Source organism: Pseudomonas farsensis (assembly GCF_014268805.2).
Taxonomy (GTDB): domain Bacteria; phylum Pseudomonadota; class Gammaproteobacteria; order Pseudomonadales; family Pseudomonadaceae; genus Aquipseudomonas; species Aquipseudomonas farsensis.
On record NZ_JABWRF020000001.1, the window covers coordinates 1,645,205 to 1,656,935 of the forward strand.

General features: G+C 61.7%; 7 protein-coding genes. 2 read left to right on the plus strand and 5 right to left on the minus strand.

Features of this window, described 5'->3' with window-relative positions; translation table 11 throughout:
- Nucleotides 1-4 precede the first annotated feature (4 nt).
- From hxsB to HU719_RS07575, 3 genes are all read right to left on the minus strand, one after another.
- On the minus strand, nt 5-1,492 hold the full coding sequence (gene hxsB, locus HU719_RS07565; protein WP_186534577.1) for a His-Xaa-Ser system radical SAM maturase HxsB: 1,488 nt from the start codon (nt 1,490-1,492) through the stop codon (nt 5-7).
- A complete protein-coding gene (gene hxsD / locus HU719_RS07570; RefSeq protein WP_186534578.1) occupies nt 1,489-1,788 on the minus strand; it encodes a His-Xaa-Ser system protein HxsD in 300 nt (99 codons plus the stop codon). The genes hxsB and hxsD overlap by 4 nt, the downstream gene beginning before the upstream one ends.
- An 865-nt stretch (nt 1,789-2,653) precedes the next feature.
- A complete protein-coding gene (locus HU719_RS07575) occupies nt 2,654-4,027 on the minus strand; it encodes an MFS transporter (RefSeq protein WP_186519957.1) in 1,374 nt (457 codons plus the stop codon).
- 443 nt (nt 4,028-4,470) lie between these two features.
- On the opposite strand from HU719_RS07575, the gene quiC reads away from it, so the two are divergent.
- A complete protein-coding gene (gene quiC / locus HU719_RS07580) occupies nt 4,471-6,378 on the plus strand; it encodes a 3-dehydroshikimate dehydratase QuiC (protein WP_186534579.1) in 1,908 nt (635 codons plus the stop codon).
- Between the two features lie 9 nt (nt 6,379-6,387).
- Here the strand turns inward: quiC and HU719_RS07585 are convergent, their stop codons facing one another.
- Complete coding sequence (locus tag HU719_RS07585; protein ID WP_186534580.1) at nt 6,388-7,602, minus strand: glycosyltransferase; 1,215 nt, start codon at nt 7,600-7,602, stop codon at nt 6,388-6,390.
- 51 nt (nt 7,603-7,653) lie between these two features.
- Nucleotides 7,654-8,004, minus strand: coding sequence for a response regulator (locus HU719_RS07590; RefSeq protein WP_186519954.1), 351 nt, complete (start codon nt 8,002-8,004; stop codon nt 7,654-7,656).
- Nucleotides 8,005-8,259: 255 nt separating this feature from the next.
- On the opposite strand from HU719_RS07590, the gene HU719_RS07595 reads away from it, so the two are divergent.
- Nucleotides 8,260-11,727 carry a response regulator gene (locus HU719_RS07595; RefSeq protein WP_186519953.1) on the plus strand — a complete coding sequence of 1,156 codons (3,468 nt, stop codon included), beginning with the start codon at nt 8,260-8,262 and terminating at the stop codon, nt 11,725-11,727.
- Nucleotides 11,728-11,731 lie beyond the last annotated feature (4 nt).

The following is an 11,731-nucleotide window of genomic DNA, read 5'->3' on the forward strand; positions in this document are numbered from 1 at the left end:
GTCGTCAGCCCCTGTAGCCGGCAACGGGGACATCGCTGACGGCGCGCCGGTTGAGCCAGGAAAGTAGCACCCGTTGAATGCCGTCATCCGCGTCATGCAACAGCCCGAACAGGTGCTGAAGCAGGCCCATGTTCTTTTTGCAGTAGCTGCTGAAGGCCCGATGACCAATGGGGTCGCGCTGGCGCGCATAGTGTTCGACCGGGTCGGCGCCGCAATAGGGCACCAACGCACAGTCTGCGCAACCTGGCAGTGCTTCGGCAACGCCACTGGCCAGCAACGCAGCCATCACTGGAGAACCCAGCAGCTCATGCAAGGGTTGATGAACCGTGCCCAGGCGCAAGCCGTCTTCGCCCATTTCCAGCAGCATCCGAGCTTCGTCCGAGGGGTAGACATGCCCGTCGTAGTTGTACACCAGCGCAGCAGTGCCTGCGCCCGCCGGGGAGCGCAGGTCGACATAGCCCGAGGAGAATGGCGTGAGGATATTTTTCAAAAGCAAGGCTGCGTAGCTTTCCGCCAGATAGACACCTTTCTGGTTGATCTGCAGCAGGTAATCCAGCGCTTCTTTATAGAATTCAAGGTAGCGATGCATCGGATAATCAAGGCGCTGGGCGCTTTTCGAGGCAAAACCGTAGGGGCTCAGGGGGCGCAGCGAGATGCTTGAGAAGCCGAGTTTCACATATTCATCGATGATCGCGCGGGGCTGCTCCAGGCTTCTGGAGGTTAACGTGGTCAGCGCCGATACGGCGTCATGCCCCAGATGCTCTCGGACTCGGTGAATACCTTCGACGGTCTTTTCGTAAGCGTCGCGCGATGGCGTGGGGCGGTTGGCGTTGTGCAGCGACGCGGGGCCGTCAAGTGAAGTGGAGAATTGAATCTGGTGCTGTTTGGCGAAATCGAGGACCTCGTCCGTCAGATGATGCAGCGTGGTGGTAATCACGAACTGGATATCACGACGTTCAATGGCATTGCGCTGCACCACCTGCTCGACGATCTGCCGCACTCGCGCAAACGCCAGAAGCGGTTCGCCACCCTGGAATTCGACGGTGAGGGCTGGCGCGTTCGACTCGAACAGGCGATCGACCGCCGCCAAGGCGTCGGCCTCGCAGAGGTCATGCCCTTCGCCGGCAAGTGGGGCGCGGGAAACCTGGCAATACTGGCAGGTGTGGTTGCAGCGCAGCGTCACCACGAACAGGTGCAGCGCGGGGCCTTGAAACAGAAAGTCTTTGCGGCTGCGTAATTGCGCTGCCATTTCCGGCAGGGGGTTGTGGCCGCCTGGCTCATAGATGAAGTGTCGGGCAAGCAAGTCCTTGTAAAGCGGTGTGGCAGGCTGCAGCGTGCGGCGGCTGATGGCCTGCAATTGAGCATCGGTCACGCGCAGGTATTCGCCTGTGTCGCAAGTCAGCAGTACATCACGGTCACTTTTTGAGCCAATGCGCATGAAGCGAAAAGGCAGTAGGCGGTATGCGCCGGCGTCGCTGGCAATGACGGTCAATGGGTGAGCTCGCACCCGGTGAGTGCGGCGCGTACCAGCGCTTCGCGCAGCCCTGCCGTCTCTCGGTCGATCTGATCGCGCAAGGCGAAATCGTTAAGGTGCTGGAGTACCAGCGCGCGTGCCTGGCCTTCGGGCAAGGTCAGGTTGGCGTGAGCTGGAAACACCTGAAGGCTTATACAGTCCGGTTCGACGGCTACCTGGACGGCCACAGACTCGGCGAGGTGGTATACGGTTCGCTGCACAACGCTCAGGGGGTAGGCTGCAGGGCTGAGGCTTAAGTTGATTGGCCATGACATCGGGTTCTGTCCTTGAAAGCCCTTGGATATGTAGGGATTTTGCCGGCTTTTAAGGCATTTTGCTATCACGGGCAGTTACCTATTTTAATGCCGCTCTCAGAGTGTTGTTTTAGAGCCTTCCAAAACATCAGCTAGCCAGGAAGATCATGACAGCCTGGTACTTACCTCGCCGGCCTCATCGCGGGGCAAGCCCGCTCCCACGGTGCCCAGTTCTCTGCGCGACAGCGCAGCCCACTCGCTCTTGATCTTGCTTCTGAGCGCGCGATAGCCCGGGCGACGCAAAGTGCGACTTCAGGAGGCCGAACGCAGGGCTTGCGCAGGGAGGTGATGGCCATGGATGGCCATCAAGCGCCGATCGGGCCAGGGACGGCGCCGTCGGCGCGTCCTCCCGGAGCAAGCCCGGAGTGAGGGTACCCCGGAGCGAAGCGTAGGGGCCGGATGATGGGAGCGAGGATTTTTTGGTGACTTTTTGATCCTTCAAAAAGTTACCCGCCGTAAGGGCGGAACGGTGACTAAGCGTCGCCCAAGCAAATGAATGCGGATAAACCCATCAATACCACCGCTAAAACCTCACAGTTCTCAGCAAGCCTGCACCGGCCTCATCGCAGGCTGTCGCCAGCTCACACAGAGCTCGCCCATCCCCAAATCGATGCCGTCTACGCGGGCAGCGCTTTCGCGGCACAAGGCCGCTCATACACAATCAAAAGCGACTTGCCCGAAACCATAGAGTCTCCCACAGGGACCGGGCCCAGCCGCAGTATTGAGGTCTGGCCCTAATTGCTGTGTGGCTAAAGCTTGCGATAGCAAATGCCCACAAAAACAAAAGGGGCCCTCACGGCCCCTTCAGTTGATTCAACTTCAACCCTCAGTTAACAGCCACCTTGGCACTTTCCCTGCGGCTCGCCTCATACGCCTCGCGCTCCATTGGCTTGGCCTTAGGGTTACCGAGGTCTTCCATGGCCAACCGATGGGTCTCCGGCGCCAGGTATGCCGCAAGCGCGCATACGCAGGTAATGAAGAACGCCAGCCCACCCACCACCAGCGGAATGTTGTCCGAGCCAGGCGGTGCAACCGCGGCGAACAGCGCCGGCAGCATGGCGGTGAACATGGTGCCGATGTTCTGCGCAATGGCCATCGCCGACACCCGGTAGCGGGTCTGGAACAGCTCAGGGTAGAAGCTTGGGAACACCGCGTTGTACCCCTGGTACACCAGGCCCCACATCACTATCGAAGCCGCGAATGCCAGCGGCACGCTCTGAATGCTGATCGCGTAGAGATAGACGAACGCCAATAGCCCAGAGCCCAGGCAGCCGGCGATCATGGTCGGCCGGCGGCCAATCTTGTCCGACAGGTTGCCCACGAACGGAATCACCAGCACCGCGACGATGTTGCCCACCACCGGGATCCACAGGTACACGCTCTTGTCGAAGCCGATACCATAGGCCGGCTGCACCGCGTAGGCTGCGCCGAAAATGGTCGCCACCACCGGGATCACGTTCATCAAGGCCATGAACATCACCAGCACCATGTGCCGGCTGCTGTGTCGCAGCGCTTCGCTGACCGGCGACTTGGCCACCTTCTCCTGCTTCTCCTCTTTGACGAAGGCCGGCGTCTCGTGCACTTCCTTACGGATGATGAAGCCTGCAATCAGCACCACCGCGCTCATCAGGAACGGAATGCGCCAGCCCCAGTCGTTGAACGCCTCGCTCGGCATGAAGTAGGCCAACGGCAGGAACACCGCCGCCGCCATCACTTGGCCGGCCTGAACCCCCTGCAAGGTGAAGCTTGCGTAGTAGCCACGGCGCCCGAACGGCGCGTGCTCCATGATCATGGAGCTCGCCCCGGAAATCTCGCCGGCCACCGCAAAGCCCTGCACCAGACGCAGCACAACCAACAGCGCTGGGGCCAGCAGGCCGATGTCCTTGTAGGTCGGCAGCAAGCCAACCGCCATGGTCGAGATGCCCATCAGGAACATGCACAGCAGCAGTACGTTCTTGCGTCCGCGGGTATCACCCCAGTGGCCGAGCACGATGGCGCCAACCGGGCGGGCCAGGTAGCCCACGCCGTAGGTGGCCAGCGAAGCGATGATGGCCATTTTCGGGTCAGTGGAGGGGAAGAAGATCTGCGGGAAGATCAGCGCCGCCGCCTGGGCGTAGATAAAGAAGTCGTAGTACTCGAGGGCAGAGCCGATCCAGCCGCTGGCAGTGGCTTTCTTGGCTTGGGAACTTGATTTGGCCATGTTGTCTCCGTTGTTCTTGTCAGGTTCCGGGTATCAGCGGGCGCGTCGGCTGTGCGGCGCGGCTGGGCCCGGGCTGTGGGGAGAAGACGAACGAGGCGAGGCGAAGCGCAGGGCGAGGGAGGTGTGCATAGGTCGGTACCCGTTTTTATTGAACTTATTATGTGGTGAAACTGGGCCTTGCGTCACAGGCCCTGCCCAGTACCTGCGTGGCAGCAAATTGGGCGAGGGGCCTGCAACTGGTGATCATGGTTGTTCACGGGGATGAGTGAATCAATTCGTTGAAACCGGTTTTGTGCGGTTATCGAACAAAAACTAACTGTTTCGTACAAAGTGCATTGCGAGGGTGACTTTACCTGCGAATAATCGATCTTGCCAGGTGACAAGGCCCGGTCCGCGCGCACGTGTGCGGCGCCGTGCGACTCCCAATAACAAGGAACTCCCCCATGCAGCGTTCGATTGCCACCGTGTCCCTCAGCGGCACCCTGCCAGAGAAGCTCGAAGCCATCGCCGCCGCAGGCTTTGACGGCGTCGAGATTTTCGAAAATGACCTGCTGTACTACGCCGGCAGCCCCCGCGAAATCCGCCAGATGTGCGCCGACCTTGGCATCGCCATCACTTTGTTCCAGCCGTTTCGTGACTTCGAGGGTTGCCGGCGCGACCGCCTGCAGAAAAACCTCGACCGCGCCGAACGCAAGTTCGACCTGATGCAGGAGCTGGGCACGGACCTCGTGCTGGTGTGCAGCAACGTGCAGCCCGATGCCCTTGGCGATGAACAGCTGTTGGTGGATGACCTGCGTCTGCTGGGCGAACATGCCGGCAAGCGCGGCCTGCGGATTGGCTACGAAGCGCTCGCCTGGGGCCGCCACGTCAATACCTACCAGCAGGTGTGGAACCTGGTGCGCCAGGCGGACCACCCCGCGCTGGGGGTGATTCTGGACAGCTTCCACACCTTGTCGCTCAAGGGCGACCCGGCGGCCATTCGCGACATCCCCGGCGACAAGATCTTCTTTGTGCAGATGGCCGATGCGCCGATCCTGGCCATGGACGTACTGGAGTGGAGCCGGCATTTCCGTTGCTTCCCTGGCCAGGGCGAAATGGACCTGGCGGGCTTTTTGGCGCCGATTCTGCAAACCGGCTACCGTGGGCCGCTGTCGCTGGAAATCTTCAATGATGGTTTCCGTGCCGCGCCCCCTCGGCAAAATGCCGCCGACGGCTTGCGCTCGTTGCTGTACCTGGAAGAAAAGACCCGTTTGCAACTGCAACGCGAAGCCCATCAGGTCGAGGCGGGCGTGCTGTTCGCCCCGGCTGCGGCCAGCAGTTACGACGGCGTCGAGTTTCTGGAGTTTGCCGTCGATGAGGCGGTGGGTGCGCGGTTGGGGTCATGGCTCAAGCGCCTGGGCTTTGCCGAGGCCGGCGGGCACCGCAGCAAGGCCGTGAGCTTGCTGCGCCAGGGTGATATCAATATCGTGCTCAATGCAGAACCCTATTCGTTTGCCCACAACTTCTTCGAAGCCCATGGCCCGTCGCTGTGCGCCACCGCGTTGCGGGTCAAGGACGGCAACGCCGCGCTGCAACGCGCGACTGCCTACCGGGGGCAGCCGTTCCGGGGCCTAGTTGGCCCTAACGAGCGTGAGATCCCAGCAGTGCGTGCCCCGGATGGCAGCCTGTTGTACTTGGTGCAGCCTGACGGCAGTGGCCCGACCATCTACGACACCGACTTCCGCCTGGACACCGCAGCCCCTGCAAGCGGCGGGTTGCAGCGTATCGACCATATGGCGCTGGCGCTGCCTGCTGAAGCGCTGGACAGTTGGGTGCTGTTCTACAAGAGCCTGTTTGACTTCACCGCCGACGATGAAGTGGTGCTGCCTGACCCGTACGGGCTGGTAAAGAGCCGAGCCCTGCGCAGCCACTGCGGCACGTTGCGGGTGCCGCTGAACATTTCGGAGAACCGCAATACCGCCATCGCCCACGCGCTGAACAGCTACCGGGGCTCGGGCGTACACCATATCGCCTTCGATTGTGCTGATATCTTCCGCGAAGTGGCACGGGCCAAAGAGGCCGGGGTGCCGTTGCTGGAGATCCCTCTGAATTACTACGATGACCTGGCCGCACGCTTTGATTTCGATGACGAGTTTCTCAGCGAACTGGCGTACTACAACGTGCTGTATGACCGTGACGCCCAAGGCGGCGAACTGTTCCACGTCTATACCGAGCCGTTCGAGGGGCGGTTCTTCTTCGAGATCTTGCAACGTAAAGGCGGGTATGCAGGTTATGGGGCGGCCAACGTAGCGGTGCGCTTGGCCGCCATGGCCAAGGCACGCAGTGGGGCTGCGCGCTCGACCAAGCTCTGACAGGCCCTTTCAGCCCTGGGGCGAGCGGCGCAACATCGCCCCGGTGAAGTTGAACAGCCGCAGGTCATCCAGGTGCCCGAGGCTGTGCTCGACCCGCCCGATCAGCGCCGCGCGCTGGCGAACCGGGTCGAAGCCCCTGCGCAGTAGCGGCGTGCAGGCATCCTGCGCCCGCTGCCACAGGCCTTGATCGGCATACAACTGTGCAGCGGCCTTGGCCAGCCCTTCGGCGGTGCCTTCGATGCTGCCAGGCCATGCTTGCTGGCCGCCAAAACCCTGCGCCCCAAGTGGGGTGGTCACGCTCGGCGTCGCGCAGCGCAACGCCTCAAGTAATTGCCTGTCAACTCCGGCGCCAAAGCGTAGCGGCGCCAGGCACACCTTTGCCTGGCTCATCACGTCGGTTGCATCGGCCAGCGGGCCCAGCACATGCAAGCCATCATCGGGATGATGCAGCGCCAGTGCCTTGGCGGATGGATTGGCGCCATATAGATGAAGCTGCGCCTGCGGCAACTGCCTGCGCAGCATCGGCCACAGGTTGTGGCGGATCCACAACAGGGCATCAAAGTGCGCAGGGTCGGCGAAGTCGCCCACGCTGACGAAATTCGCCCGCTCGGCATACGGGCGAGGGTTGGAAGGCGCTTCAACCACCGGTGGGCAGTGGTGCAGCAGATATTCCGGTACGCCAAAGCCGTTGATCAGCAGGTCGATCTCGACCTCGCTGCCGACCAGTGCAAGGTCGCAGCGCCAGACCGCCGCCAGCTCGCGCTGGGTGGTCGCAGAGGGCGCCATATGCCGGTACAGCTCGGGCCCTGGGGTTGCGAACAGGGTGCGGAAATCATTCGGGTCCAAGCCTTCGACCAGGCGCGTGCGCAGCAACTGCTGGCGCGCCTGGCACAGGCTTTCAAGGCCGCTGGTCAGCAGCATGCACAGTGCGTTGGGGTATTGTTGGCGCACCTGCTGGCCGAAGCGCTCTTCGCCTGAGAAGCGGTCGAACAGTACCGCATCAGCAGCCGGTAAGCGGGCCCAAGCGCTGTCATCCATGCAGTCTTCCGTGTTGATGCCCAGCTCTGCGAGGCCCACGTGGTGTGCTGCAGGCTCGGCAGGGCAGGTAAAGCTTACGTACCAGCCTTGAGCGATAAAGCCTTTGAGGATGTCGAGCAAGTGCCCGCTTGCACTGCAAGCCTGCAGCTCGGGCCAACGATGGCCGATGGCCAGAAGATGGGGCATGTAGAAGGGCCTCGCGCGAAAAGGCCCTTATTTAAGCATGAGTTTGCGGCGTCAGGCCGCGGCGAGAATACCGACCACCTTGTCGCGCAGCTGATCGATGGTGAAAGGTTTGCCGATGACGTGCATACCATCGGCAGCATTGACGTTCTCGGCATAGCCGCTGGCAAACAGTACAGGTAGCGACGGCCGCAGCTGGCGTGCCCGCGCGGCCAGCTCGTGGCCGGACATGTCGGGCAACCCGATGTCTGTCATCAGCAGGGCCAGTGGCTGGTCCGGGTCCTGCAGAATAGTCAGCGCCGCGCCCGCATTTTCAGCCTCAAGCACCGTGTAGTCCAGCTCTTCAAGCACTTCGACAATCAGCATGCGAACGATGTCGTCATCCTCGACTACCAGTAGAAGCATGTTTGGGTCCTGTATCAATGAATGGTCTCTACTCTGTGCACACCGCGCGGGCATAAGTTCCCAAGCTTACCGGGCCATGCAAATAGATGGAACGATTGCCTCACACCACATTCAAATACTGGCTAAATGCCCTGTCAGCACCGGCAAAGCTGGTTAAACTCGCTGTATTCACCGGCCGGTGTGGCGTGGGGCAATTCATACAAGAAGTAACCGCCAACACTGTTCAACGGACTTTTTCGCTCGGGCGTCAATCAGATGATTCAAGCAGCCTCGATGGATCAACGCAGCTTTCGCAAGCTGCTCAGCCGCAACGTCGGCCTGCCCCTGGGAGTGGGGCTTCTGGGGGCCGTGGCGTTTGTCGCGGTCATCAACTACCTGCTGTCGGCCATGCAATGGGTCGAGCATACCGATCGAGTGATCGGCAATGCCAACGAGACGGTCAAGCTGTCGATCGATATGGAAACCGGCATGCGTGGCTTCCTGATTACCGGCGACGAGCGCTTTCTCGACCCCTACGAGGTGGCCAAACCGCGTATTTTCAGCAGCCTCGACAGTTTGCGCGGTCTGGTTATCGATAACCCGCAGCAGGTCGACCGTATCGACCGCCTGGTGGCGTTGCAGCGCGCCTGGAACGAATTTGGCAGCGAGATGATCGCCCAGCGCCGCACCAACGGCGATTATCAGGCGTCCATCGGCAATGGCCGCGGCAAGCGCATTACCGATGAAATCCGCAAGGAGTTCGACGGCCTGATCGATACCGAGCAACAGCTGCGCATGTCGCGCAACCAGACGGTAAACAACGTCACCGTCACCGCCATGACCGGTTTCGTGCTGTTTATCGTTACGCTGAGTGCTTTGCTGGCTTACCTGGGCCGGCGCGACTTGCTGGCGCTGTCCGACAGCTATGTGGCGAACATGCAGGCCCAGCAGCGCGCAGCCGAGCGCCTGGAGCACCAGGCCTGGCTGCGCGCCGGGCAAACCCAGCTTGCCGAGCAGGTATTGGGCCAGCAGACCCTGCCGTTGCTGGGCGAAAGCGTGCTGCGGTTCTTTGCAAGCTACCTGGGCAGTGTGGTCGGTGCGCTGTATGTGCGGGACGACCACGGCAAACTGGTGCGGGTGGCCAGTTACGGCCTGGACCCCGAACAGCAGACGCGCAACCAGCAAGTGGGTGAACACGCAGGCCTGTTGGGCCAGGCAGCAACGCAGGGGCGCCTGCTGCGCCTGGAGAACCTGCCAGAAGATTACTACCGCCTGAGCACGGGCCTGGGGTCGGGCCTGCCACGCAGCGGCTTGCTGATGCCGGTGCAGGAAAACGGCCGCATCAACGGTGTGTTGGAGCTTGGCCTGTTGCGCCCGCTGCACGAGCGCGATGGCGAGCTGCTTGAGCGGGTTTCCGACAACATTGGCCTGTCGATAGAAAGCGCGCGCTACCGCCAGCGCCTGCAAGAAGTGCTCGCCGAAACCCAGCAGCTCAACGAAGAGCTGCAAGTGCAGCAGGAAGAGCTCAAAACTGCCAACGAAGAGCTTGAGGAACAGTCGCGGGTGCTCAAGGAATCTCAAGCCTACCTGGAAACCCAGCAGGCCGAGCTTGAGCAGACCAACGAGCAACTGGCCGAGCGCACCGAGGCGCTGGACCGCAAGAACAGCGAGCTGAACAGCGCCCAGGTCGAGCTGCAGGCCCGCGCCGACGACCTGCAACGCTCCAGCAAGTACAAGTCTGAATTCCTTGCCAACATGTCCCACGAGCTGCGCACGCCGCTGAACAGTTCGCTGATTCTGGCCAAGCTGCTGGCCGAGAACGGCGAGGGCAACCTGAGCCAGGAGCAGATCAAGTTCGCCGAGTCGATCTACTCGGCCGGCAACGACCTGCTCAACCTGATCAACGATATTCTCGACATCGCCAAAGTCGAAGCCGGCAAGCTTGAGGTACGCCCCGAAACCACGCCGCTGCAGCGCCTGGTCGAAGGCCTGCAGAGCATGTTCCTGCCGCTGGCCCGCGACAAAGGCCTGAACTTTGCCGTGCAGCTGGAACAGCCGCTGCCGGCTACCTTGTTCACCGACCGCCAGCGCCTGGAGCAGATCCTCAAGAACCTGCTGTCCAACGCCATCAAGTTCACCGAGCGTGGCCAGGTCAGCCTGCATATCAGCCACCAGGTGGGCCACGGCTTGGTGTTTGCCGTGCGCGACACCGGCATTGGCATCGCAGCCGACCAGCATGAAGCCGTGTTCGGCGCTTTCCACCAAGTCGATGGCACCAGCAACCGCCGTTATGGCGGTACCGGCCTTGGCTTGTCGATCTCCCGAGACCTGGCGCACTTGCTGGGCGGGCAGATCAACGTCGACAGCAGCCCCGGCCAAGGCAGTGTGTTCAGCCTGGTATTGCCAGAACGCTACGAAGCAGGCGATGAAGCCAACGAGGTGCTGAGCCTGCGCCCAGCAGTGGACACGCTGCCGCCGGCGCCGCAGGTCACCCAGCCTGCGCGCACCGAGCGAGTGGCCCCAGCCTTTGCCGATGACCGGGAACTGGCGCCTTTCAGCAACCGCTGCATCCTGGTAATCGAGGACGAGCCGAATTTTGCCCGCATCCTCTACGACCTGGCCCACGAACTGGGCTACAGCTGCCTGGTGGCGCACGCCGCCGACGACGGTTTCGAGCTGGCCGCACAATACCTGCCGGATGCGATCCTGCTGGATATGCGCCTGCCGGACCACTCCGGCCTGACCGTGCTGCAACGTCTGAAAGAGCAGGCCGGCACCCGGCACATTCCGGTGCATATCATCTCGGTCGAGGACCGCGTCGAGGCCGCCATGCACATGGGCGCGGTCGGCTATGCGGTCAAGCCCACCAGCCGCGAAGAGCTCAAGGAAGTGTTCGCGCGTCTGGAAGCCAAGCTTACCCAGAAGCTCAAGCGTATCCTGCTGGTCGAGGACGATGACCTGCAGCGCGAAAGCATCGCCCGCCTGATTGGCGACGATGACATCGAGATCACCGCCGTGGGTATGGCCCAGGACGCGCTGGACCTGCTGCGCGAGAACATTTACGACTGCATGATCATCGACCTCAAGCTGCCGGACATGCTCGGCAACGAGCTGCTCAAGCGCATGACGGCCGAAGACATCCGCAGTTTCCCGCCGGTGATCGTCTATACCGGGCGCAACCTGACCCGTGAAGAAGAAACCGACCTGCTGAAATACTCGCGGTCGATCATCATCAAGGGCGCACGCTCGCCGGAGCGGCTGCTCGATGAAGTGACGTTGTTCCTGCACAAGGTCGAGGCGCAGTTGTCCAACGAACGCCAGCGCATGCTCAAGACCGCGCGCAGCCGTGACAAGGTGTTTGAAGGGCGCAAGATTCTGCTGGTGGACGACGATGTACGCAACATCTTCGCCCTGACCAGCGCGCTGGAGCACAAAGGCGCCATCGTCGAAATCGGCCGTAACGGCCGCGAGGCCATTGAAGTGCTGGAGGCCAATGATGATATCGACCTGGTGCTGATGGATGTGATGATGCCGGAAATGGACGGCTACGAGGCCACCCGGCTTATCCGCCAGCAACCGCGCTGGCGCAAGCTGCCGATCATCGCGGTAACCGCCAAGGCGATGAAAGACGACCAGCAACGCTGCCTGCAGGCTGGCGCCAATGATTACCTGGCCAAACCGATCGACCTGGACCGCTTGTTCTCGTTGATCCGCGTGTGGCTGCCGCAATTGGAGCGAATTTGAAATC